This window comes from Kitasatospora sp. NPDC096147 (assembly GCF_044763225.1).
Classification (GTDB): domain Bacteria; phylum Actinomycetota; class Actinomycetes; order Streptomycetales; family Streptomycetaceae; genus Kitasatospora.
The window spans coordinates 202,460-225,043 of the sequence record NZ_JBIWFX010000008.1 but is presented as its reverse complement, the minus strand read 5'-3'; the positions used below and the strand labels follow the sequence as shown (position 1 = coordinate 225,043).

Sequence of the window (22,584 nt, the reverse complement as noted above, 5' to 3'; positions counted from 1 at the left end):
CGGGGGGGGGGGGCGGGGGGGGGGGGGGGGGGGGGGGGGGGGGGGGGTGGGGGGGGGGGGGGGGGGCCCGGGGGGGGGGGGGGGGGGGGGGGGGGGGCCCCCCCCCCCCCCCCCCACCCTGATAGACATAGAGTCAGTCCCGCCCGGCCGCCGCCGGGCCGCACCCAGAGGAGAGAGATGAGCGGCAAGGAGCTGGGCAAGAAGCTGGCCAAGGCCGCGACCGCTCTCGACCAGGCGATCGAGGCATTCGAGGCAGCGGGCCTTGATCCGATGGAGCTGCTCGCGGCGGTGCGAGGCCCGCTGGAGCAGACCGACGACGCGATCGCGAGGATGCGGACGCTGCGCAAGGCGGCGGTCCTCGCGGCCTACACCGACCGCCGCATTCCGGTCTTCCAGATCGCTGAAGCGGCGGGCTTCTCGGCTTCCCTGGTGACCCGTGAGGCCACGCAGGCCGGGCTGGAGCCCCGCAACCGGCGCAGCTAGCGACCTGATCCCGCAGGGCCCGTACCGCAGCGCGGTACGGGCCCTGCGTCGTTCCAGCCGGCGGCCGGGCCGGCCACCGGCAGCCCTGCCCGCCGAGGCGTCAGCGGGCATGCGGGCAACGGGAATTGGTGCCTCGAAGGGTGTGCCCATCCACCCCCGCCGACAAATAGACTTAGGTCAAGAAAGCGGACAGCAGTCAGCTTGGTTGCCAGTCCGGGCCGCGAACCCGGACCCACCACAGGAGACACCCATGCGCGAGAGCGACGTCATCACCGGCCGCGCCGACAAGGGCGCGATCGACAACACCACCGGCGAGGCCGCCTTCTACTCCCACCGCCAGCCCGCCTGGCACGGCCTCGGCACCATCACCGAGGACGCGAAGACCAGCGACGAGGTCCTGCACCTCGCCAAGCTCGACTGGCAGGTGGAGAAGCTCCCGATCCTCCCGATGAACAAGGGCAAGCTCGGCAAGAAGATCCCCGGCCGGTTCGGCACCTTCCGCTCCGACACCGGCGACTGGGTCGGCGGCCTCGTCGGCAACACCTGGACCCCGATTCAGAACGCCGACGCCTTCCGCTTCCTGGACGAGCTGGTCGGCGGTGGCCACGTCACCTACGAGACCGCCGGTGCCCTCGACGGCGGCCGGGTCGTCTTCATGTCCACCAAGTCCCCGAGCTTCACCATCGACCCCGAGGGCGCTGCCGACCGCATCGACCTCTACACCCTCTTCGCCAACAGCCACGACGGCCGCTCCGCCGCCGTCGCCGTCGAGACCCCCATCCGGGCCGTGTGCACCAACACCCTCGACCTCGCCGTCAAGTCGGCCGAGCGCGTCTGGAAGATCCGCCACACCAAGAGCGCCCTCACCGACCTGGAGGAGGCACGCCGCACCCTCGGCTTCACCGAGCGCTACGCCGCCGCGCTGGAGGCCGAGGCCACCCAGCTGTTCCAGACCGCGATGACCACCGACGAGTTCGACATGCTCATCGACCGGCTGTGGACGCCTCCGGCCGAGGGTGCCCGCAAGAACCTCGTCACCGCCTACCAGGAGCGGCGCGAGAGCCTGCACCACCTGTTCGCCGAAGCCCCCACCCAGGAGACGATCCGGGGCACCCGCTGGGCCGCCCTGCAGTCCGTCATCGAGTTCGAGGACTACTTCCGCACCGTCAAGATTCCCACGGAGCTGACCGAGCAGGAGCACCGCGACAACCTGGCGATGACCGTCCTGCTGCACGACCAGCACAACGTCCGCAAGGACCTCGCCAAGAGCATGCTGCTCGCCGCGTGACCCATCGGTGCGGCGGGGGCCCTCGCCCCCGCCGCACCCCGGGCCGGGGACGCACACCCCGGCCCGCCCCGGCGCAGCCACCTGGCCGGCGCCGCCCGCCCCGGACCGATGGGAACACCGCGATGAACCACATCTACAACCCCGGCAACGCCGCCGACATGGTCGACCTCGTGCCGCACCTGCTCGGCTTCCAGCCCGACGACAGCCTCCTCGTCCTCGGATTCAGCGAGAGCCTCGGCAGCGTCGGCACCACCCGGACCGACCTGCCCGCCTTCCCCGCCGACTGGCCCGCCACCGCCGACTCGGCGATCGCCGACATCGTCGCCTTCCTCGCCTCGGCCGGGGAGCGGGTGGGCACGGCCGTCCTGATGGTGCTCACCGGGCCCGGCACCCGGGGCGACCTCCAACACTACGCCAAGCTGGGCCAGCGGCTCGCCGCCGCCTGCGCCCGCCAGCACATCGAGGTCGCCCACAACCTGTTCGTCAACCCGACCCACTGGTGGTCCTTCGCCGACGCCGGTACCGCCCGCCACCCCGGCCCGGGCACGGCCCGGCGGCCCGTGACCGCGCCGAGCCGTACCGCGGTCGCCGCCCAGTGGGCACCGGCCACCGGCGCGGACGCCCTCGCGGCCGTCCACGCGATCGAGAGCGCCCTGCACGACCTGGACCGCGAGCTGGCCGGCGGCCAGCCCGTCGTGAAGCAGCGCCTTCGGCAGCTCCTCGCCACCGTCCTCGGGGCCCCGGCCGGGAGCCCGGCACCCGACCCTGACCTCCAGCTCACCGTGCAGCTGCTCCTCGCGGTGCAGGCCGCCGGGCTGCTGGACACCGCACTCATCTACTGCGAGCCGCACGAGCTGCCCCGGGCGCGGCAGGTGTGGGCGCGGGCCGCGAGCTTGTGCGTCGGCGACTACGCCGACTACGCCATCGCACCGCTCATGCTCCTCGCCGCCAGCTTCCTGCTGGCCGGGGACGTGCCCTCGGCGCGGATCGCGCTGATCGGGGCCGTTTCCGCCGGAGGGGGCGACGACGAGTCGGTGCAGGACCTGCTCGCCATCCTGAACGACCAGCAGGCCGGCGTGGTCAACGAGCGGGGCGAACTCCCCGCCGAGACGCTGCTGCGCCACCTGCGGGGCCTGCGGGAGGTGGCACAGGGCTGACAGGGGTCGGGGGTGTCCGCCGCCCGGCGGGCACCCCGGATCTGTCGAACTTGGTTGCTGTGAAGGGTTGTTGGGGTGTGCCCATCGCTGCTCCCGGCAAATAGACTCGGGTTAAGAAAGCAGACAGCAGTCTGTTTGGTTGCCGATCCGGGCCGCGAACCCGGACCCCGCAAGGAGCCCGAATGCTCAAGATCAACGGATCTGCCGCGCTGGTCGAGGCGGTCCCCTACCTCCTCGGCCACATCCCGGAAGCCTCCATCGTCCTCATGGGACTGGGGCCCCACAGCCACGGCATCCTGCGCATCGACCTGGCGGCCGACCCATTCGACTGGGCCGACCTCGCCACCGGCATCGTCCACGGCCTCATCGAGCTCTCCGAGAGCAGGGGCCACCGCCCGGAGCGCGTCGGCATCCTCATCTACCTCGACCCCGCCGACCCGGACTACGGCCACAACGGTGCGCGCGAACTTCAGGGCCTCTTCGAGATCCTCGCCAACGCCTCCCGCAGCCACGGGATGACGGTGACCGAAGCCGTCGCGGTCACCCACACCCACTGGTGGTCCTACCTGTGCTCCGACCCGGACTGCTGCCCGCTGGAGGGCAAGCCGGTGCAAGGCCCCGCGAACCCCGGCCACATCACCGAACAGGCGCTCGCCGCCGGAATGGTGCGGCCCCGCTCCCGTGCCGAGATGCTGGCCGAACTGGCCCCGTTCGACGGCGAGACGGGCGACCTGATGCTGAAGGAGCTGACGGCGGCCGAGTGGCGGCTTCCCTCCGAAACCCGCGCCGAGGTGGTGGACCGGGTGGCCTCCCGCATCACCACCTACCTCGAGGCCGCGAGGTCCGGCGAGGGTCCGGCGGACCTCGGTGCGCCGGGCGTCCTCGACCACGAGAGCGCCGCCGAACTCCTCTTCGCCCTCCGCGACCTCAGTGCGCGCGACACCGCGATCGGATTCTGCCGAGCCGAGGAACTGGAGGACGCGGCGCACCTGTGGCGCGTCCTCGCCCGGTCTGCCGTCGGCCGGTTCGCCCACCTCGCCATCGCCCCGCTGACCCTGTTCGGGTTCAACGCCAGTCTCCGAGGTGACAACACGCTGGCCCGCATCGTCCTGCATCAGGCCAACAACCTTGCCGGTGAAGGGGAGTCGCAGTTGGCTGGCCTGCTGATCGACAACCTGAACCTGGGCGGTGAGGGCGTGCGGGGCATCGCGGCCAGGGCCCTGGAGCTGCGGGCGGAGCGCGAGTAGCCCTGGCAGGGGTCCGGCGCGGGTGGCACCTTCGGGTGCCGCCCGCGCTGTCGTCGTGCCGGCCGCTGCGCCGGCGCGACGGCGAGGGCTCCTTGGGTGCCAACTCCGCTGATCTTGAGCCGCTTTGGGTGTGCCCAACCACCCCTCCCGGAAAATAGACTTAGGTCAAGAAAGCAGACAGAAGTCAGCTTGGTTGCCAGTCCGGGCCGCGAACCCGGACCCACCAACAGGAGACCCCAATGCCCAACCCCGCCGCCCACCAACTCCGAGGTGCGGAAGCCATCGTCGCCTCCCTGCCCGAAGTCTTCGGTGCCTTCCCCGACGACAGCTTCGTGCTCTGCACCATCGCCGCCGACGGCACGCTGGGAAGCAGCATGACGGCCAAGCTCCCGGCCGATCCCTCCAGCTGGGACGCGATGATCCGGGAGATGACGGACCACCTCATCGAGCGGGAAGCGGCCCGCGGGTTCCTCGTGCCCCAGATCGCCGCCGCCGTCTGCCCCGCCGCCGACCAGCCGGAGTACGACGAGGCCGCCCGCCACACCCACCAGGCCCTGACCCACCACCTGAACACCATCAGCCGCACCCGCTCTCTGCCGCTGCTGGAGGTCCTGTACGTCACCCCGACGCGCTGGTGGAGCGCCCTGTGCTCCGGGCCCGCCTGCTGCCCGCCCGGGGGCCGGGACGTGCCGACGGGCCCCGACGGCCGCCCCTGGCCCGCCAAGTCCGAACTCCTGGCCAGCCTGGCGCCCTTCCGGGAGCCGGACGCCACCGAACACCGCCAAGCCATCCGCCGCGAACACCAGGGCTTGATCGAGAAGTTCGAGGTGCAGGGCCCGCACGCCTTCCAGCAGTACGGCCGGAACCTTCTGGCCGACACCATCCGCGGGGTCGCCGCCGGCTACACCCCGGACGGACTCGGGAGCGACATCACCGCCCGCCTCGCCCTACTGCTCCAGAGCCGCGTCATCCACGCCGACGTGCTGCTGTACCTGGACCCGGTGAACCTGAAGGCCACTCAAGCCCTGTGCCGCACCCTCGCTCGCGTCTGCGTCGAGCCCTACACCAACTACGCGGGCGTCATCCTGGCCCTGCACGCGCTCGCCAGCTGGGGAGTTGGGGACCTGCCCACCGCCCGGCTCTCCCTCGAAGCCGCAAACGAGGTAGACCCCGGCAACGCCCTCGCCGAGCTCCTGTACGACAACATCGTGGCCGGGGCCGAGTTCGAGGTCCTGCACCGCGTCGGCGATGCCCTCAAGTCGCTGGAGTCGCACGGATAGACGCACCGGCCGCCCGGCCCCGCCGGGCGGCCACCCCGTGCCCTACCCGACCCCCGCAGACCACGAGGAACACCCGATGATCGTTCACGCGCTGCCCGTCTTCGACGTCAGCAACCCGGCCGAGGCCGTCGAGGCCCTGCCCTTCATGATCGGACTCCAGCCCGAGCGCAGCATCGTCGCCTTCGTCTTCAACCAGCGCATCAACCAGCCCGTCGGGGTCGTCCGGATCTCCCCGCCCGCCGACCCCCAGGACTGGCCCGAGGCCGGCGACGACCTGATGCACAAGGTGCAGCTCGTGCTCGCCCAAGCCTCCAGCGAAGCCGACAGCATCCTGCTCTACATCTGCCCCAAGGGCGCGGACTTCCGCTCGGGGAAGACGACGGTGGCCCACTTCGCGCCGCTCGCCGCCGTCCTCTCGGCCGCCGCCCGGACCAAGGGCCTCGCCGTCCTCGGCACGTACTTCGCCACCGGCACCCACTGGTGGGACCTCCAGCACCCCGGCCAGCACCCGGAGGGCATCCCCGCCCACGGCCCGCACAACCCCGGCCCGGTCACGACCGAAGCCGTCGTGGCCGGCATCCCGATGCCGCCGAGCATGGCCGAGATCATCGCCCGGTTCGAGCCCGGAGCCGACGCCGGACCCGCCGACGACGAAGCGGCGGTGGCCGCAGCCCACAGGTGGGTGGACCGCATCCGCGCCGAGGGACCGCACGCGGAGGACGCCCGGTTCGGCGACCTGCTCGACCGGCTGCTGCTCGATGGCGGCGACGGCAGCCCGCTCACCGATCTCACCCCGGAGGTGATCGCGGACCTGCTCACCGGAATGCAGATCAGGCACCTGCGCGACATCGGGGCCCAGTTCGTCGAGCCGTCCGAGGTGCGCCGGGCCCACGAGCTGTGGTGCCTGCTCGCCCGGCGCAGCGCGGACCGCGACCTGCGGCAGGCGGCGGCCCCCCTGGCCCTCGCCGGATTCACTGCCTGGCTGGTGGGCGAGATGCCCGCAGCGGCCATCGCCATCGAGATGGCCTGCATGGCCGACCCGTCGAACCGGCTGGCGCACCTGCTGGCCGGGGCGTTGGAGGCCGGTACGGACGTCGAAGTTCTCGCCGACCGGATGCGGGCCCTCCGCAAGGCCCGGCTCGAACGGCGGCAGGGCTGACAGCCTGGTGCAGGGGGCCTTGCGCCCCCTGCACCAGTGCGGGCACGCGAGCGAGCGCCGGCCTGCGCCGGCCACCCGCCCGTTCGGAGCTCGAAAGACACCAACAGGCTTGCAGTACAAGGGAATTGGTGTTCCCAAGGGCATGTGGGGATGGGGAGGCTGGTGGTGTTGGCAGGCCGGAAGGCCCGCCCATCGCCCCCGGCCGCGCCATCAGCCCGGCCCGACCCAGAGGAAGCCATGCCCACGCCAGGAGTACCGCAGTTCACCCCGGACGCCCCCGATCTGATCGCAGACGCCCGGGACAAGCACCGCGCCGCCGCCGCCGACGCCACCAGCAGCAACACCTCCCGGGAGCACCACGCCCGAGCCGCCTGCGCCTACGACTGGGCCCTGAAAGCCCGCCAGGCCGACCCCCGCGCCGCCGCGCGCCACCTCGGCTACGCCCGAGCCCACGCCGAGCAGGCGGCCCAGCACGCCACCTCCAGCAGCCGTCATGGCCTGCGGATCACCCTCCCGGGGCCGTTCATCCAGTGGTTCACCACCACCGACCTCTACCGGAACGGCTACACCGGCGACGAGGCCGCCGACCGCCTCCTGCTCGCCTACAACGCCGGCCTCGCCCACCGCAGCGGTGCCGAGCCCACCGCCCGCACCATCCCCGGACACGACCCGCTCGCCATGGAGACCCTCCTTCAGCTGACGAAGGCCTACCTCGAACTGCCGTCCACCCAGACCCCGGACGCCGAGGAATGGGTCCGCGCCCTCATCACCCTCACCGAACAGCTGAACGGTATCGCGGACCGCCAGATCAAGGCCTACCTGTAGTCCGCCGCCGGGCCGCCCAACCGGCGGCCCGGCCCACCTAACACCTCAAGGACACCGACGTGCCCAGCCCCAAGCCGCTCACCGGCCCGCCCGGCCTCGCCCTCTACCGCCGCACCAACCTCAGCACCGCCTTCCACGCCGCCCTCGACGCCTCCGCCGAAGCCGACGACGCGCTCGCGGCCACCACCCTCGAACTCCTCGCCGCCACCGCCCGCGCCCACCACCCCGCGGCCGACGCCATCGAGTACGAGTACGACACCCAGACCGCGACCATCCGAGCCCACGCCCTGTGGGCCAACACCACCCTGTGGCGGCGCGCCGAGAACCCGACCGCCAGCGAACGCCAACTCGCCGAAGACCTCGACAGCCTGCTGCCCCTCCTCGTCGCCGCCAGCGGCCTTCCCGTCGTCTCGTTCGGCACCCACGCCCCGCCCCGCTACCTCCTGCGCCTCCCCACCCGCGACGTCGCCGCCACCCTCGCGGCCGGCCTCCGCCGCGAGCACCCGCAGGCCACCGCACTCCTGCTCAGCCTCCGCGCCGACCACGGCGACGTGGACCTCTCCGTCGAACACCTCATCGGCCCCGACGGCACCTCGATCTACGCCATCCCCAAGGACCCCGCCGCCTTCGGCCCCGAGGACACCTGGTGGCTGCGCGCCCGAACCAGCACCGAGCGCGCCATCCGCCACCTGTGGCGCCATCCCGAGCACCGCCCCCGCTTCTTCCGCCCGCAGGGCAACGAGTCGCTGATGTGGAACCACGGGCTACAGCTCGTACTACTGCCCGCCGTACCCGCCCTCCCCGCCGCACCGGCGGCCTGACGCGACCGGGGTGCCCGGCCCTCCCCGGGCACCCCAGCGTCATCCCCACCACCTAGCCTGGCCACCCGCACAACACCGAAGGGGCAACAGCGGTGATGAACGATCCCGAACTCAGCGACGAACAGGCGGCGGCCATCCTCGCTACCGGCACCACGGCCGGCACCCGAGCCCAGGTTCTCGCCCACCTCCTCGTCACCTACGGAGTCCGCGCTGCAGAGTGCCCGGCCCTCTCCGCCGAACCCGACGAAGATGACCCCGACTCCTGGAACCTGACGATCCCCAACGGCAAGGTGCCCCGGACCGTCACCATCACCGGCGAGACCGCCCGGCTGGTCACCGACTACCGGCAAGGGCTCGCCGCCACCGGCGACTACCTGTTCCCCGGCATCACCCCCGAGGACGTCACGGCCATCTGGAACGGCCTCGTCCACGAGGCCGGCGTCCGGCCCACCAGCACCCACGCCGCACGCCTACGACTGTTCGGGAGGAGGCCCGGCTGAGGGATGAGCCGTCGGCAACCCTTTCCGGGCCCCCGGACCAATTGGTCCGGGGGCCCGGAAAGGGTTGCCAACACGCGGCCTGGCGACGCCAGGTTGCCCGCATTCGATTAAGTGTTCGAAAATGGCTGGATGGAGGCTTCCCTCGCCGAACTGGCACCCCGGCTCCAGCTCGCCCGCCCCACCGGCCCGCTGGTCCCCGTGCTGCCCGGCCTGCGCGAGCTCCTGCCGGACGCCGGCCTGCGCCCAGGCGTCGTGGTGTCCGTGACTGGCAGCACGGCCCTGATGCTCGCGCTCACCGCCGCAGCCACCACGGCCGGCACCTGGTGCGCCGCCGCCGGCTTCTCCGGACTCGGCTACCTGGCCGCCGCCGAACTCGGTGTGGACCTCACCCGCCTGGTCTCCGTTGAGGAACCCGGGGACCGCTGGGAGGAGGTCGCGGTCGCCCTGGCCGACGGAGTCGGCGTGCTGCTCCTGCGCCCGACCGGCCCGGTGCGGCCCGCGGTCGCGGAGCGGCTGACGAACATCACCCGCAAGGCCGGTTGCGCGCTGCTGATCACCGGCACCTGGCCCGGGGCCCGGGTCCGCCTGACGGTCGCTTCCCGCCGCTGGGAGGGCCTCGGCCAGGGACGCGGTCGGCTGAGAGCTCGCCACCTCGTGGTGCAGACCGAGGGGCGCGGCTCGGCCGCCCGGCCGCGCCGCGCCGGACTCTGGTTCCCGGACGCCGAAGGCTCGATCCGCGCCGACCAGCCGGACACCCACACCCCCAGGGCCGCCAGCCCGCTGGTGGTGGTCTGAGATGACCACTCATCAGGGACCGCCGCCCGCCGAGGGGATGAGGTGGGATCAGCCGTACTCCCGGTTCCACCACCCGCCCTACGTGCCTGGTGATGCCCGGCAGGCACCGCCTGCGATGATGGCCGGCCCCCGGCAGTCCCGGGACCACGAGCCGCGCTGGCCGTGGGTGGAGATCCGGATTGGGGGGCGGTGGAGGCCCGGCCGGGTGACGGCGTGGCGGCAGCATGACGTCTCGTTCGAGTGGGTGGCTCTGGTGCGTTGGGGGCCCGACGCCTTGGTGGACTGGGCCTGGTACATCTTCGAGGGCGCCGAGACCATCCGCCCGGCCCCGGAGCCGATCGGTCCGGGCCGACCAGCCTGACTCCCGCACTCCGGGAGCCTCCGGCAACCCACGAACGGGATCGGTGTGCTGGCCGATGTCGGACACCCGACATCGGCCCCCAGCAGATGGCCGCCTACGCCCCCGTGGCGAGGGCCGGCCAGCGTCCGGGGTTGGGCACCTTGCGTCCGTCGGTGGTCTGGTTCAGATGGTGGCTCGGCCGTGGAGGACGAGGCCGCTGGCGTAGGTCTGCTGGAGCCGGGTGAGGAAGGCCAGTTCTTGGTCGGCGGGGGCGAGGTGGTCCATGTCGGTCGGCCAGGTGCCCGGCGGTACGACGACGACCACGGCCTCGTTGCGAGTTCGGGCCGTGTCGAGCCACCGGGGGGACAGCTCTGGGGGCGGAACCGGCTCCCAGACTCGGTGGCCGCCCGACAGCAGCAGCCGGGCCAGGGTCCGGTCCTCGATCACGAGCCGCGCGGTGGTGGCGGGCGGCGCTGCGGCGGCCATCGTGAAGCCACTGTCGGCCGCGTCCTGGAGCAGGAGCCGGTGGGCGGGCACGTCGGTCTCGACGATCGCCTCTGCGGTCGGCGGCTCGTCCCGCACGTCGGACTCCTGGACGAGGAAGGCCCACTGCATCGGGGCCGGGAAGCGGCTGGTCATGATCGGCACAACGAGACCCGACCCCGGCAGGTCGCGGCACGCGCCGCGCATGCCGCACTGACCGTCTCGCCGACCAGGGCGGCGGTTCGCTCCTCGCCCCGGAAGGGCTTGGCGGGGCCGGCGCTGGATGCGGGTGTGTGGTGATCACTAAGGTGGCCCGGTGGAGATCTGGCGGACGATCGAGGGTCTGGTGGCGGCGGCGGAGCAGCAGATCCGGGACGGCGTGTGGGAGTTGAACGCCGTGGGCTGCGAGGTGGCGTGGTCGGCTGCGGCGGACCTGGCGGCGGTTGTCGGTTCGCCGAGTACCCAGCAGGCGCTGGCGCCGATCGAGCGTCTGGGGGATCTGCGGGAGGCGTTGGCGGTGCTGGCGGTGGCGCTGGCTCGTGTGCACGGCCGGCTCGCCTGGGTATTGGCCTCGGCGAGCGATGCCCTGTCGCCGGTGTTGCACTGGCGGGCCCTGCCGGTCGGGGAAGGTTACGACTTCGGCACCGTCGAGCCCACGGAGGGCGAGTACGCGGAGGCGGAGGGCGCGGTGCGTCTGCTGCACGACTTCCTGGTGCGCGTCACCACTGCCTGACGGACCGCCGGAGCAGGCCGGTGGCCGGTGGTTCAGCGTGGCGGGGTGGGGGTGTCGATCTCGGCCCAGACCGTCTTGCCCCAGGGCTGGGGGGTGGCACCCCAGCGGTCGCTGAGGCGGGTGACGACGATGAGGCCGTGGCCTCCGGGGTGGGCGGGCTGGTGGGGCTCGCGCGGGACGGGCAGGAACACCGAGGCGTCGTTGACCTCGATGCGCAGCCGGTGCTCGTCGGCGTGGAGGAGGAGGTCGAGGGGGCCGCCGCCGTGGAGTGTCGCGTTGGCGATGAGTTCGGCGACCAGCAGCTGGACGTCGTCCGGCTCGGGCCATGCCCAGTCGGTGAGGGCGGTGCGGGTGTACTCGCGGGCGAGGGCGACGGGGCGGTGGCGGCCGGAGAGTGGGAGGCGGCGGCGCTGGCCGCCCGGTGGCAGGGTGGGCAGCGGGCGTGGGGGCTGGTGGCCGTTCAGGGCTTGGCGGGGGGTGCTCATGCGGTCAGCCCTTCGTGGCAGAGGTGGTCGCAGGTTGTGCGCCTGCCCGCTGTGGTGCGGCTGATACGCGCGGGCACCCTGTTGGTCCTGTCACCAAACCGCACGTGGTGGAGGTCGGGGTCACGGGGTGTGGGCGAGGGCGGCCCGCACGGTGGGGTGCACGTCGAACGCGGCGTCGGCGCCGGTGATCTCCAGCACCCGGCGCACCGGCTGGGAGATCGCGGCCAGGCGCAGTTGGGCGCCGGCGGCGAGGGCGTCGGCGCGGACCTTGAGGAGGAGGTTGAGGCCGGAGGAGTCGCAGAAGGTGACGTGTTCGAGGTCGGCGACGACGACCTGGTTGTCCCAGAACGCCCGCTCCAACGCATCCCTGGCCGGGGCGAGGGTTTCGACGTCGAGGTCACCGGTGATGGTGACCACGGTGTGGTCGGCTGCGGGGATCACGTCGACGTGCAGGTCCGGGTCGCCGTACGGGCCGGCCGGGCTCGTGGTGGCGGGTGTGGTCGTGTCGTCATGCGCGGTCATCGTCATCCTCTCCTGGAGCTCGGATCGGTGCGGTGAGCACACTCGCGGGGCTGGGGCCCGGCGATCTCGCCGGGCCCCAGCCCCGCAGGCGTGCTGGTCAGGCTGCTTCCAGACCCTCGCGGAGCCGGGTGAGGGTGCGGGACAGCAGGCGGGAGACGTGCATCTGGGAGAGGCCGAGGCGTTCGCCGATCTGGGACTGCGTCATCTCCTGGGTGAAGCGCAGCGACAGGATGAGCCGGTCGCGCTCGGGGAGGGCGGCGATCAGCGGCCGCAGCGAGACCAGGTTCTCCACCAGGTCAAAGCGGTCGTCGGTGTCGCCGAGGCCGGCGGCGAGCGCGCCCGGGCCCTCCTCGTCCTCCCCGGCCGGCAGGTCCAGGGAGTCGGTGGTGTGGGCGTTGGCGGCGTTCAGTCCCTCGATGACCTCCTCCTGGGAGAGGTCGACGTGGGCGGCGAGTTCGGCGACCGTCGCCGAGCGGTCGAGCTTCTGGGAGAGCTCGTCCTGGGCCTTGGCCAGGGTCAGGCGCAGTTCCTGCAGGCGGCGGGGGACGTGGACGGCCCAGGTGGTGTCGCGGAAGTGGCGGCGGATCTCTCCCAGGATGGTGGGGACGGCGAAGGTGGTGAACTCCACGCCACGCTCGGGCTCGAAGCGGTCGATCGCCTTGATCAGACCGACCGAGCCGACCTGCATCAGGTCCTCGGTGTTCTCCCGGTGGGAGCCGAAGCGGCGCAGGACGAAGCGCACCAGCGACAGGTTCAGCTCCACGAGCGAGGCGCGGACGTAGGAGTACTCCCGGGTGCCCTCCTCCAGCGCGGCGAGCCGCACCAGCAGCACCCGGGACATATCGCGGGCGTCGGTGGGGGCGACCTCCCGCAGCTTGTCGATCCCCTCCAGCTCCGGCGCCACGTCGAAGGACCGGGCAGGCAGAGCAGCCACCTCCACCTCGGCGGCGGTGCAGGCGTCCTGGCAGAGTTCGTCACTGGCCACAGCCATGTCGGTCCCTTTCTACGAGCTGCAACGGTCCGTACCCGAATACCCCCCTTTCCGGATCGTACGCCCCCTTATTTCGTGAAGAATCCGCGCCGAGTGCGGCCGTCCGGGCGGCCGGCGGCAGGGCGTACCCGGACGGCGCAACCTCGGCCGCGCCGTGGGATGGCGGCGAGGAGCGGGGGTAGCCGGACCGTCATGGACACCACTACCGAAACCACGCCCCTGCGCGCCGTCGCGCTGGTCTGCACGCTGTCCCCGTCGCCGAAGCCGTCCAGCTCCCAGCTGCTCGCGGAGCAGACGATGGCCGCGCTGTCCGAGCACGGGGTCACCGGCAAGGTGATCCGGATCGCCGACCACGACGTCAGGACGGGTGTCGCGGTCGACATGGGCGACGGTGACGCCTGGCCCGAGATCCGCGACACGATCCTCGGCTGCGACATCCTCGTCCTGTCCACCCCGATCTGGCTCGGCCACACCTCCAGCGTCGCCCAGCGGGTCCTGGAACGGCTCAACGCCGAACTCGGCGAGAGCGACGACCATGGCCGCCCCCTCACCTACGGCAAGGTCGCCGCGGTGTGCGTGGTCGGCAACGAGGACGGCGCCCACCACGTCAGCGCCGAGGTCTTCCAGGGTCTCAACGACGTCGGCTTCACCCTCGCCCCCAACGCGGTGACCTACTGGGTCGGCGAGGCCATGCAGCGCACCGACTACCAGGACCTCGACAAGACCCCCGACAAGACCGCCGCCGCCACCGCCACTCTCGCCGCCAACACCGCGCACCTCGCACGCCGCCTGAAGGGCGCCCCCTACCCGCCCACCTCCTGACCCGCTGCGCCGCGAGCAGGCCACCGAGGGCCGCCCGATCACGACGCCAGGTTGCGACACGTAGTCATCCGTGTGCGAATGGTGATCGGGCCGGTCCCAGGCCCCATCTGATCCCCGTAGTCCTGGAAGGACTTCGCACATGCGTGCTCTTCACCGTGCCCTCGTGGCCGGCGCCCTGTCCCTGCCCCTCGCGCTCGGCACCGCCGCCGCGGCCAGCGCCCACGACGCGCCGAACGTCGACTTCGAAAAGGGCAGCTTCACGGTCGGCCCCGGTGGGGCGGGAGTGAAGCTGACCGAGGCCCACTTCGGCCCGGACGGCGCCTCCTTCTTCGACGGCATGGTGATGGCCGGCCCCGGTGGAGTCACCGGCGGCTTCACCGGCAGCGAGGTCGGCTGGGAGGACTGACAGCCACCCACCCCCCTGCGCCCCCGGACCCGCCCAGCGGATCCGGGGGCGCACCCGTTCTCACAGACCGGCAGGCGGCGCCGCGAGCCACTTCGCCGCCTGGGCTCGCCTGCCGCGACGGCGGCACCCGCCCGGCGCGACGGCCACCGCGATGGCACCTGCGGCAATCAGCAGCACCACCACCACGAGGAGCAGCATCTCCATGACATCACCCTTCGCGAACCGGCCCGGCGCCGGACCGTCTGCCCCCTCCCCTCGAAGCGACACGCCGTCCCCGGGCGGGGCCTGCCCGCACCCGGCCTCTATACGAACCCGATCCAGGACTCACCGAGGGGGCGGGCGTGCTGGCCACCGGCTGGGGTAGCCGCGCCCTCATCGGAACGAGTGGCGACGATGAGGAGGCAGTGGTGAGCGGCGGAAAGCGAGACGGTGGGGGCGTCGGGGGCTACGTGGCGGGCACGGACCTGACCGGGTACCGGGTGGAGGTCGACGACGGCTACATCGGCAAGATCAGCCAGCACACCGTGGACGTCGACTCGGCGCACGTCGTGGTGGACACCGGCCCGTGGATCTTCGGCCGCCAGGTCCTCCTGCCGGTCACCACCATCACCCGGGTGGACGCCGAGGAGGAGACGGTGTGGGTCAGCCGCACCAAGGAGCAGGTCAAGAACGCGACCGGGTTCGACAAGGACCACCACACCGACCACCGCGAGCACCACGACCGGCTCGACGGCTACCAGGCGGGCGGCTTCGCGGGCGAACCCCACCTCTGACCAACGCCGGCGGCACCGGAGCGGGGCCCGCGCCCGATGGGCCCCGCTCCGGTGCCGCCGGTCTGGGTGTCCTCTCGGCGTGGGGCACGCGCTGGTCAGGAGTGGCCGGTCCCGCGCGAAGTCCGGGCGGGTCAGTGGCCGAGGTGCAGGCGGTGCTTGCGCTGGGTCGCGCCCGCCCCGGCGGTCGGCGGTCCGGCGGTCGGCGTCGCGTCCTGTGCCGCCGGTGTCGCCGCCGGGGCTTCTGCGCCGGCCAGGGTGGCCGCGGCGGTGAGGGCCGCGCGCTCGCGCGAGCGGCGGCGGGCCCGCATGCTGCCGGCGAGCAGGAGCAGGAGCGCGATGCCGAACAGCAGGGTGAGGGCGATGCCCGCGAGGAAGATCGACAGGCTGTTCATGGTGGCGATGTCGTTGCCGAGGACGGTGACCGTGTAGGACGGGCCGCCGTCGAGGTTGTCGGCGATCAGCAGGCCGGTGAAGGCGGCGACCGCGCACAGCAGGAGCAGTCCGAGGAGAACCATGGCGTCCTCTCCCATCGGTTGGCGTCGAGCCGCGCATGCCCGATCGCGGCCGGGCCAACCAGGGACTCCCGCAGCCGGATCCGCCACCGCCGTCCATGCCGTGAGCCGGGGCTTGCGGGGTGCCGCAGTCGGCCCGGTGTGGTAGGCCGAGTTGCCTGGCGAGCCGGCGCGAACCTGTTTCTTTCGTGTGCGATCGGAAATCCTCAGGACGTTGCCCACGGGAATCCGATGAGAAGGAGAGCACCCGATGTTCAACGAAGCGCAGCTGTCGAGCGTGCTGGACCACCCTGTCCTCGACTCCGAGGGCAAGAAGATCGGCAAGGCGGACCACGTCTTCTACGACGACGCCACCGGCCGCCCCGAGTGGGTGAGCATCAAGACCGGCCTGTTCGGCACGAGCGAGTCCTTCGTGCCCATCACCGGCGCTCACCTGGTGGAGGACCACCTGGAAGTGCCCTGGACCAAGGACAAGGTCAAGGACGCCCCGAACGTCGACGTCGACTCCGGTGGCCACCTCTCCGAGAGCGAGGAGCACCGCCTCTACGAGCACTACGGCATCGCCTGGGAGGAGTCCTGGCGGCAGGCCAACGAGAGCGGTGAGGGCGGGTGGGCCCAGGCCCATCCCGATAACCAGGCCGGCGAAGCCGCTGTGGCCGGCGGCGCGGGCGGCGAGGCGGCCTGGGCGGCCTCGGACCGCCAGGTCGCGGCGGCGGAGCCCGAGCGCGTCGCCGGGCGGGACGCGATGACCCGTTCCGAGGAGCGGATGAGTGTCGGCGTCGAGCGCCAGGAGGCCGGCCGTGCCCGGCTGCGCAAGTACGTGGTGACCGAGGAGCAGCAGCAGACCGTTCCCCTGCGCCACGAAGAGGTCCGGATCGAGCGGGAGCCGATCACCGAGGCGAACCGGGACGCGGCGATGACCGGGCAGCCGATCACCGAGGCCGAGCACGAGGTGGTCCTGCACGCCGAGCACGCGGTGGTCGACGTCGAGGCCGTTCCGGTGGAGCGCGTGCGCCTGACCACCGAAGAGGTCGTCGAGGAGCAGACCGTCACGGGTGAGGTCCGCAAGGAGAAGGTCGAGCTCGACCTCCCCGACACCGACGACCCCGGCCGCTGAACCGCCGGACGCGCCACCGACCACCTGGTGGCCCACCCGCTCACGCGGGTGGGCCACCAGGTGTCGCGTCCGGCGCTGCCCGGGACTGCTCGCCGTCCGGGTCTGATCAGTCCGGCGGCTCCTCTTCGGTGGTCGCCTCGGTCGTCTTGGCGGGGGCTTGGTCGCGCTCGCCGTCCGGGGCGTCGGGGTCGCGGCGGTCCTCAGCCTCCGGCGGGACGATGTCGGGAGCCTTCACACCGTCCGGGGGCGGAAGGTCGGGGGTCTTGGGCGTCTGGTCGGGATCGGGCATGGCGCATCCTCACGGGTTCGTCGTCTCTACGGTGATCGCCTGCCCGGCACGCCGTGGACTACGCGCCGGCCGTGGACAGCACCGACGTGGGCTCGTGGACCTCTGCAGAAACTCCGCCCTCCTCGCGCTCGGCGTTGCTCGCAGTGGTCCGGCCCCGGGCCGGTTTCCGGATCGTCCGCGGGGGCAGCCGCGAGCTGAGTGGGCGTCAGGAGAGGTCGTCCGCAACGGCGTACGAGGGGGAATGGACGTTGATCGCCATAGCGGTCGTGGTGTTCGTGGTCGGGCTGATCCAGGTGATCCGCCCTCAGCTCCTGTGGGGGATGAACCGGCGGCTGCAGAAGGGGTGGGTCAAGGACCCCGACGCGGCCGAGCCCACTGCCAAGGGGTACGCGGTCCAGCGCGTCGTCGGGGTGGCGTTCATCGGCGTCGCCGCCTGGATGGTGCTCACCCACCTGTGACGAACGCGGCGCACGCGCGACGGAGTGACTCCTGACCACGGAATGAGTGATGCCGGGCCCGGGGGGCTTCCCGGAGCCGCCGCTCGGCGCCGGGCGCACCGATGCACTAGGCCTCCATCGATCCGGCTCCTTGCCCCGACGGCCCTTGGTGTCCCGCCCGGGCCCGCCCTGGGCGGGACAGCGGCCCGCCTGGCGGGCCCGCCGGAGCTCCGGTTGCGGAGTGTGCTCGCGCGTGTGCGAATGGTGATCGGGCCTGTCCCGGGCTCCCTGTTCCCGTAGTCCTGAAAGGACGTCGCATGCGTGCTCTCCACCGTGTCCTCGTGGCCGGCGCTCTGTCCCTGCCCCTCGCGCTCGGCACCGCCGCCGCCGCGAGCGCTCACGATGTGCCGAGCGTCGGGTTCGAGAAGGGTGGCTTCATGGTCGGCCCCGGCGGTGCCGGCGTGCAGCTGACCGAGGCCCACTTCGGCCCGGACGGCGCTTGTTACTTCGACGGCATGGTCCTGGTCGGGCCGGGCGGTGTGAGCGGGGGCTTCACCGACAGCAGCGTGGACTGGACGGGCTGACCCAGCCACCCGCGCCACCCCCATCCGCCCGCGCCCCCGCAGCCGCCCCTCATCGGCCACCGGGGGCGCGGGCGCGCCCGGCCGCGCCCCCGGTGGCGAAGTAGGGGCGCTCGCCACGGTGTTCACGAGGAGTTTCGGTGTATGAACAGTGCTGGCGGAGCCCGGTCGGCGTACGGTGGACCGCATCGGCGCGTGTTCACCGTGGCTGCGCGCCAGCCCGCCGCAATCCGCCTCACTTCTGGTCCGGGACTCCCGGACGGTGATGGCGCGGGTGCGCTCCCTCGTAGCGTGGCGATCATCGACGGGGCCCGGAGGCCGCCCGATGCACCCTTACCTCAACCACGACGCCTGCCCTCCCGACCCGCAGTTGCGAGCGGTCACCGCGCGACTGGGCCAAGCCGCGCTGTGCTACCTCGCCGGTGACCTCGACGCCGACGCCACCGGCTGGGCCCGCACCGCCATCCAGCGTGCCCAGCGCCTGCCCTGCCCGCTGCTCGGCCTGGACCTGCGGGACGTGACCTTCATCGACTGCGCCGGGCTGAACCTGCTCCTCGAAGCCCGCCTGGAGGCCCGCCGCACCCACCGGGCCATCGTCCTCATCGCCCCCAGCCTCCCGGTCCAGCACCTCCTACGCATCACCGCCACCCGGCAGCTGTTCCCCGCCGCAGCCAGCGCCCGCGCGGCCCTCGCCATCCACCGGCCCCCAACCCCCGGAGAGACCGCGGCAGCCCGGGTCACCGCGGCCAGGGCGCGCCCCGGCACGCGGGAGCGGACCCGCGGGCTGACCTGATCGCGGCCGAACCGCGCCAGGACACCCGCCCCGGTGCACGCCAGCCGGGGCCGCGTCCAGGCGGAGCCTGACCGGCCCGGCGAGCCGACAACGCGGCTTAGCGGGCGCTCCAGGTCGCGCAGCCGGCCTCGTGCCAGCGGGTTCGGACGACGGTTCCGCCGAGGGTGACGTGCTCGGTGTCGGTCGTCATGCAGCACACGGGACCGGCTGCGGTCGGCACCAGCACCCCCGGCTGTTCCACCACGCAGTCGGCGGCGCCTTGGCCGGGGATGGTCGTGCGCTTGAGGCGGCCCAGGCCGCGCTTTCGTCGTCCTTGCGTCATCGCCTCAGCATCCCCGCCGCCACCGGGGAGCGTCTGGATGGGCGCGCCGGACTACCGCCATTTGGCTCAGCGCCGGACCACCGCCGCTCTTCCCGGGACTCCCGGCCGCCGCAGTTCTCCTCGGTCCGACCTCGCCGCCCGTCCGGCCGGCGCCCACCGGACGGAGAGCCGCAGACGGGACCGCGCGGCACCCGGACCCGAGCCGTGCCCGCGCATCCACTGCCCGGGGCCCGTGGATGCGCGGGCACGGACCGGGTAAGCGCGGCTGACAGCAGGCCCGGCGCGGCGGCCGTCTCGGTGCGGCGTGGGTACGGGCGGGATGAGGAAGGCAAGGTGAGGACGCGTGAGCAGCACGGATCGGTGGGGTCATGAGGCCGCCGACGAGTCGGTGGGTGCGCTGGTGTCCCGGGCATCGCAGCAGATGTCGGAGCTGGTGCGCGAGGAGATGCAGCTGGCGCGGGCGGAGATGGCCGAGAAGGGCAGGCGGTACGGAGCGGGCGGGGGCCTGTTCGGCGGGGCCGGCCTGCTCGGTTTCCTGGCGGCGCAGGCCCTCGTCTGCGCGGGGATCGCGGCGCTGGCCGGGCTGCTGCCCGTGTGGGCGGCGGCGCTGGTCGTGGCCGCTGTCCTGGCCGGGGCAGCGGCCGTGGCGGCGCTGGCGGGGAAGAAGCAGATCGCGAAGGCCGGTGCGCCCGCGCCGGAGCAGACCATCGACAGCGTCAAGGCCGACATGGCCGAGATCAAGGAGCACGCACACCGATGAGCACCCAGCACCGCGACCACGAGAGCGCACCCGCCCCCGAGCGCCTGCGCGAGCAGATCGAGGACACCCGTGACGAACTCGGCCACACCATCGAGGCCCTGGCCGGCAAGGCCGACGTGAAGGCGAGACTGCACGAGCAGGCCGCCACCGTGAAGGAACGGGCCGCCGCCAAGGGCGCCCGGCTCACCGACCGGATCCAGGAGGCGGCCGGGCAGGGCGTCCACCTGCTGAAGGACCGCACCCCCGACCCGGTCCTGGACCGGGCCGCCCGTGCCGCGCGGCGCCTGCGCGACATGACCGCACGGGCGGCCCGCGGCGCCGACCGGACTCCCGACCTCGCATGGGAGCAGGACCGTCCGGCGACGGATCCGGCGCGCGCCCGGCGCCTTCCGCTGCTCGCCGGTGGTGCTGCAGTCGTGGTGCTCCTGCTCGCCGTGCGCAGGATCAGGAGGCAGCGATGAACAAGACCAGGATCGCCTACAAGCCGGTCGGCCTGGCCCTGGGCGTGATCAGCGGCATGGCGGCGGGGGTGGCGTTCAAGCAGGCGTGGAAGGTGATCGGGCACGACGACGACGCGCCCGACGCCACCGACGAGGACCGGACCTGGCGGGAGATCCTCCTCGCCGCCACCCTCCAAGGCGCGATCTTCGCCCTGGTGAAGGCCGCCGTCGAACGCTCGGGCGCCACCGCCGTCCGGCGCGTGACAGGTACCTGGCCGGCCTGACGGGCCCCTTCGGGCGCCTCTCGACCGCGCTGACCGGCCGGTCGTGGGCCGGATGGCGGCACCGATGGCGGGATGCCGGGGCGGGTGGCAGCGTCTGACGCGCTCCCCGCCACCCGCTCCGGCGCCCCCTTGGAGGTCTACATGGCCGTGTTCCTGTTCATCGTTCTGCTCGCCGTGATCTTCGGCTTCGTCGGAGCTCTGGTGAAGGGCATGATCTGGCTGCTGGTGATCGGAGCGGTGCTGCTGGTCCTCGCCCTGGTCTTCGGAGGCATGCGGCTCGGCCGTCGCAGCCGCAAGTAGTCCCCGCGGCAGGCCCCGCGCCATGGCGCGGGGCCTGCTGACGAACTGACAGACCGCCCCTCCGGGTGACAACGCGTCCACCCGGCGCGGGGGCATGCGAGCGGGGACACGGGGCAGGCGAACGCGCAACGTGCTCGCCCGACACGAGAAGGTCGGCTCCGGGCTGGTCCGAGCGAGCCGGGGGTGGGACTGCCGCATGACGAATCATGGAGAGGTCGCCCTCGGGGACGAACCCCGTCCAGCGCGCAGGAGCGAAGCCCCTGTCCGGCCCGGGCGGTCACAGCGGAGCCGGTCCCGCCGGCGACCGCAGACAGCGCCGTCCTGGCGGGCGCGAACCGCCGACGGCCTCCGGGCTACCGGTACAGCGCTGCGCCACCCGGTGCGCACGGCCCGTTCGCACGGGGAGGCGCTCGCGCAGACCGCCCGGGTCGCCATCGCCTGCGCGCTGGCCTGGGAGGCCGCGGTCCTCCTGCTGGGTGAGGACGACCAGCCCGTCCTCGCACCGCTGGCCGCGCTGCTGACCGTCCAGCTCACCGTCTTCCGTACTCTCGCCCAGGGCCTGCGGCAGATCAGCGGCGTGATGCTCGGAGCCTTCGCCGCCCTCGGCCTGCTCCGCCTGGCCGGCGCGAACTTCGGCACCATCGGCCTCGCGGTGGGCTCCTGCCTGGCTCTGGGCAAGCTCCTGCGCCTGGGTGACCGCGCCACGGAAGTGCCCGTCACGGTCCTGCTGGTCCTGAGCACCGGCGCCCCCTATGCACCCGTGCGGATCCTGGACACGCTCATCGGCGTCGCCTCCGGCATCCTCGTCAACCTTCTCGCGGCACCCCCCACCTACGTGGGCCACGCCGCCCACCAGTGCGCGAAAGCCGCCCACCACCTCGCCGGCATCGCCCACGACACCGCCGGACACCTCCGCGAGGGCTGGGACGAGCACACCTCCGACACCTGGTTGCGCCGCGTCGAGGCGGCGGCCCGCGAGCTCGACCGGGCTCGCGGCAGCGCCGACCGGGCCCGGGAGGGCATCCGCCTCAACCCCCGCCGCCTGCGGCAGACCACCGACCCCGCCGCGGCCCTTGGCCCACTCGCCGAAGCGCTCACCTGCCTGGGGCACGTCGGCGACCAGCTCGGCTCCATCCTGCGCGGCCTCGACGACCTCGCCCGCGGCGAGCGCCAGTTCCCCACCGACGAGACGGCCCGCACGGATGCCCGGGAGCGGATGCGCCCGCTCGCCGGCGTCATGGACGCCATCGGCGACGCCCTCGACGTCTTCGCCCGCATCCAACGCGACCGCGCCGACGACCCCGAGCACACCGACGACCTCTCGAAGGCCCTGCACCGGGCCCGCGACCACCACGCCGCAGCTGCCGAGACCCTCTGCCGAACCGATTACGGCCCCGTCCTGTGGTCCCTGCACGGCTCCCTGATGGACGAGACCCGCCAGATCCTCCACGAACTCGACCCGCACCGCGGGCCCCACCCCGGCGCCACCCTCGGCCGGGCCGACCGGTGACCAGGCCGTCGCACCACGGGAGCTCGGCGCGGCCAGCGCTCGGGAGGCCGTGACGGGTCAGCCGAGCCAGAGCGCGTTCACCAGCTCCGCCCGTACGGAACGCGGCCCGCTGCGGGGCAACCTCGTGCT

31 protein-coding genes are annotated in these 22,584 nt (G+C 72.9%); 23 read left to right on the top strand and 8 right to left on the bottom strand.

What is annotated here, in order from left to right; translation table 11 throughout:
* The first annotated feature begins 177 nt into the window (after positions 1-177).
* From ACIRBX_RS24980 to ACIRBX_RS24935, 10 genes are all read left to right on the top strand, one after another.
* Entirely contained in the window at positions 178-483 is a 306-nt protein-coding gene (locus tag ACIRBX_RS24980) for a hypothetical protein (protein ID WP_402299600.1), read from the top strand.
* A gap of 250 nt (positions 484-733) precedes the next feature.
* Positions 734-1,771: a DUF932 domain-containing protein gene (locus ACIRBX_RS24975; protein ID WP_402299597.1), complete on the top strand. Its 1,038-nt coding sequence runs from the start codon at positions 734-736 to the stop codon at positions 1,769-1,771.
* 122 nt (positions 1,772-1,893) lie between these two features.
* Positions 1,894-2,928, top strand: coding sequence for a DUF4192 domain-containing protein (locus ACIRBX_RS24970; RefSeq protein WP_402299595.1), 1,035 nt, complete (start codon positions 1,894-1,896; stop codon positions 2,926-2,928).
* A gap of 182 nt (positions 2,929-3,110) precedes the next feature.
* Complete coding sequence (locus tag ACIRBX_RS24965) at positions 3,111-4,175, top strand: DUF4192 domain-containing protein (protein ID WP_402299594.1); 1,065 nt, start codon at positions 3,111-3,113, stop codon at positions 4,173-4,175.
* Positions 4,176-4,414: 239 nt separating this feature from the next.
* Positions 4,415-5,455, top strand: a complete 1,041-nt coding sequence (locus ACIRBX_RS24960) for a DUF4192 domain-containing protein (protein WP_402299592.1) — start codon at positions 4,415-4,417, stop codon at positions 5,453-5,455.
* A gap of 76 nt (positions 5,456-5,531) precedes the next feature.
* Entirely contained in the window at positions 5,532-6,614 is a 1,083-nt protein-coding gene (locus ACIRBX_RS24955; protein WP_402299589.1) for a DUF4192 domain-containing protein, read from the top strand.
* Between the two features lie 237 nt (positions 6,615-6,851).
* Positions 6,852-7,439, top strand: coding sequence for a hypothetical protein (locus ACIRBX_RS24950; protein ID WP_402299588.1), 588 nt, complete (start codon positions 6,852-6,854; stop codon positions 7,437-7,439).
* A 59-nt stretch (positions 7,440-7,498) separates the two neighbouring features.
* Positions 7,499-8,260 (top strand): hypothetical protein, encoded by a 762-nt coding sequence (locus tag ACIRBX_RS24945; RefSeq protein WP_402299585.1) that lies wholly within the window; start codon positions 7,499-7,501, stop codon positions 8,258-8,260.
* A gap of 95 nt (positions 8,261-8,355) precedes the next feature.
* Positions 8,356-8,760, top strand: coding sequence for a hypothetical protein (locus ACIRBX_RS24940; protein ID WP_402299583.1), 405 nt, complete (start codon positions 8,356-8,358; stop codon positions 8,758-8,760).
* A 129-nt stretch (positions 8,761-8,889) separates the two neighbouring features.
* Positions 8,890-9,555, top strand: coding sequence for a hypothetical protein (locus ACIRBX_RS24935; protein WP_402299581.1), 666 nt, complete (start codon positions 8,890-8,892; stop codon positions 9,553-9,555).
* Between the two features lie 523 nt (positions 9,556-10,078).
* On the opposite strand, the gene ACIRBX_RS24930 is transcribed toward ACIRBX_RS24935, so the two are convergent.
* On the bottom strand, positions 10,079-10,534 hold the full coding sequence (locus tag ACIRBX_RS24930) for a hypothetical protein (RefSeq protein WP_402299579.1): 456 nt from the start codon (positions 10,532-10,534) through the stop codon (positions 10,079-10,081).
* A gap of 160 nt (positions 10,535-10,694) precedes the next feature.
* Between ACIRBX_RS24930 and ACIRBX_RS24925 the strand changes: the two genes are divergently transcribed.
* On the top strand, positions 10,695-11,111 hold the full coding sequence (locus ACIRBX_RS24925; RefSeq protein ID WP_402299577.1) for a hypothetical protein: 417 nt from the start codon (positions 10,695-10,697) through the stop codon (positions 11,109-11,111).
* Positions 11,112-11,143: 32 nt separating this feature from the next.
* Here ACIRBX_RS24925 and ACIRBX_RS24920 read toward each other — a convergent pair whose 3' ends face one another.
* From ACIRBX_RS24920 to ACIRBX_RS24910, 3 genes are all read right to left on the bottom strand, one after another.
* Positions 11,144-11,596: an ATP-binding protein gene (locus ACIRBX_RS24920; protein WP_402299576.1), complete on the bottom strand. Its 453-nt coding sequence runs from the start codon at positions 11,594-11,596 to the stop codon at positions 11,144-11,146.
* A gap of 120 nt (positions 11,597-11,716) precedes the next feature.
* Positions 11,717-12,118: an STAS domain-containing protein gene (locus tag ACIRBX_RS24915; protein WP_402299574.1), complete on the bottom strand. Its 402-nt coding sequence runs from the start codon at positions 12,116-12,118 to the stop codon at positions 11,717-11,719.
* A 97-nt stretch (positions 12,119-12,215) separates the two neighbouring features.
* Positions 12,216-13,109: an RNA polymerase sigma factor SigF gene (locus ACIRBX_RS24910; RefSeq protein ID WP_402299572.1), complete on the bottom strand. Its 894-nt coding sequence runs from the start codon at positions 13,107-13,109 to the stop codon at positions 12,216-12,218.
* A gap of 192 nt (positions 13,110-13,301) precedes the next feature.
* Here ACIRBX_RS24910 and ACIRBX_RS24905 point away from each other — a divergent pair, with 192 nt between their 5' ends.
* Positions 13,302-13,931 (top strand): flavodoxin family protein, encoded by a 630-nt coding sequence (locus ACIRBX_RS24905; protein WP_402299571.1) that lies wholly within the window; start codon positions 13,302-13,304, stop codon positions 13,929-13,931.
* A gap of 139 nt (positions 13,932-14,070) precedes the next feature.
* Complete coding sequence (locus ACIRBX_RS24900; RefSeq protein WP_402299568.1) at positions 14,071-14,337, top strand: hypothetical protein; 267 nt, start codon at positions 14,071-14,073, stop codon at positions 14,335-14,337.
* Positions 14,338-14,397: 60 nt separating this feature from the next.
* Here the strand turns inward: ACIRBX_RS24900 and ACIRBX_RS24895 are convergent, their stop codons facing one another.
* Complete coding sequence (locus tag ACIRBX_RS24895) at positions 14,398-14,541, bottom strand: hypothetical protein (protein WP_402299567.1); 144 nt, start codon at positions 14,539-14,541, stop codon at positions 14,398-14,400.
* 203 nt (positions 14,542-14,744) lie between these two features.
* Between ACIRBX_RS24895 and ACIRBX_RS24890 the strand changes: the two genes are divergently transcribed.
* Positions 14,745-15,110 carry a PRC-barrel domain containing protein gene (locus ACIRBX_RS24890; RefSeq protein ID WP_402299565.1) on the top strand — a complete coding sequence of 122 codons (366 nt, stop codon included), beginning with the start codon at positions 14,745-14,747 and terminating at the stop codon, positions 15,108-15,110.
* Between the two features lie 131 nt (positions 15,111-15,241).
* Here ACIRBX_RS24890 and ACIRBX_RS24885 read toward each other — a convergent pair whose 3' ends face one another.
* Positions 15,242-15,625, bottom strand: coding sequence for a hypothetical protein (locus ACIRBX_RS24885; protein WP_402299563.1), 384 nt, complete (start codon positions 15,623-15,625; stop codon positions 15,242-15,244).
* 247 nt (positions 15,626-15,872) lie between these two features.
* Here ACIRBX_RS24885 and ACIRBX_RS24880 point away from each other — a divergent pair, with 247 nt between their 5' ends.
* Positions 15,873-16,739: a PRC and DUF2382 domain-containing protein gene (locus tag ACIRBX_RS24880; protein WP_402299562.1), complete on the top strand. Its 867-nt coding sequence runs from the start codon at positions 15,873-15,875 to the stop codon at positions 16,737-16,739.
* Between the two features lie 106 nt (positions 16,740-16,845).
* On the opposite strand, the gene ACIRBX_RS24875 is transcribed toward ACIRBX_RS24880, so the two are convergent.
* Positions 16,846-17,028, bottom strand: coding sequence for a hypothetical protein (locus ACIRBX_RS24875; RefSeq protein ID WP_402299560.1), 183 nt, complete (start codon positions 17,026-17,028; stop codon positions 16,846-16,848).
* A gap of 248 nt (positions 17,029-17,276) precedes the next feature.
* Here ACIRBX_RS24875 and ACIRBX_RS24870 point away from each other — a divergent pair, with 248 nt between their 5' ends.
* The 3 genes from ACIRBX_RS24870 (at position 17,277) to ACIRBX_RS24860 (ending at position 18,839) form a co-directional block, all read left to right on the top strand.
* Entirely contained in the window at positions 17,277-17,486 is a 210-nt protein-coding gene (locus ACIRBX_RS24870) for a DUF6199 family natural product biosynthesis protein (protein ID WP_402299558.1), read from the top strand.
* A gap of 296 nt (positions 17,487-17,782) precedes the next feature.
* Complete coding sequence (locus tag ACIRBX_RS24865) at positions 17,783-18,049, top strand: hypothetical protein (protein WP_402299557.1); 267 nt, start codon at positions 17,783-17,785, stop codon at positions 18,047-18,049.
* 322 nt (positions 18,050-18,371) lie between these two features.
* On the top strand, positions 18,372-18,839 hold the full coding sequence (locus ACIRBX_RS24860) for an STAS domain-containing protein (RefSeq protein ID WP_402299556.1): 468 nt from the start codon (positions 18,372-18,374) through the stop codon (positions 18,837-18,839).
* A 97-nt stretch (positions 18,840-18,936) separates the two neighbouring features.
* On the opposite strand, the gene ACIRBX_RS24855 is transcribed toward ACIRBX_RS24860, so the two are convergent.
* Positions 18,937-19,161 (bottom strand): hypothetical protein, encoded by a 225-nt coding sequence (locus ACIRBX_RS24855; RefSeq protein WP_402299555.1) that lies wholly within the window; start codon positions 19,159-19,161, stop codon positions 18,937-18,939.
* 343 nt (positions 19,162-19,504) lie between these two features.
* Here ACIRBX_RS24855 and ACIRBX_RS24850 point away from each other — a divergent pair, with 343 nt between their 5' ends.
* The 5 genes from ACIRBX_RS24850 (at position 19,505) to ACIRBX_RS24830 (ending at position 22,455) form a co-directional block, all read left to right on the top strand.
* The gene (locus ACIRBX_RS24850; protein ID WP_402299554.1) at positions 19,505-19,921 is read left to right on the top strand and encodes a phage holin family protein; all 417 of its coding nucleotides are present in this window, start codon (positions 19,505-19,507) and stop codon (positions 19,919-19,921) included.
* A complete protein-coding gene (locus tag ACIRBX_RS24845; protein WP_402299552.1) occupies positions 19,918-20,382 on the top strand; it encodes a DUF3618 domain-containing protein in 465 nt (154 codons plus the stop codon). The genes ACIRBX_RS24850 and ACIRBX_RS24845 overlap by 4 nt, the downstream gene beginning before the upstream one ends.
* On the top strand, positions 20,379-20,645 hold the full coding sequence (locus ACIRBX_RS24840; RefSeq protein ID WP_402299550.1) for a DUF4235 domain-containing protein: 267 nt from the start codon (positions 20,379-20,381) through the stop codon (positions 20,643-20,645). Before ACIRBX_RS24845 ends, ACIRBX_RS24840 begins: the two co-directional genes overlap by 4 nt.
* A gap of 84 nt (positions 20,646-20,729) precedes the next feature.
* Positions 20,730-20,945, top strand: a complete 216-nt coding sequence (locus ACIRBX_RS24835) for a hypothetical protein (RefSeq protein ID WP_402299548.1) — start codon at positions 20,730-20,732, stop codon at positions 20,943-20,945.
* A gap of 379 nt (positions 20,946-21,324) precedes the next feature.
* Complete coding sequence (locus ACIRBX_RS24830) at positions 21,325-22,455, top strand: aromatic acid exporter family protein (protein ID WP_402299546.1); 1,131 nt, start codon at positions 21,325-21,327, stop codon at positions 22,453-22,455.
* The last annotated feature ends 129 nt before the right edge of the window (positions 22,456-22,584 follow it).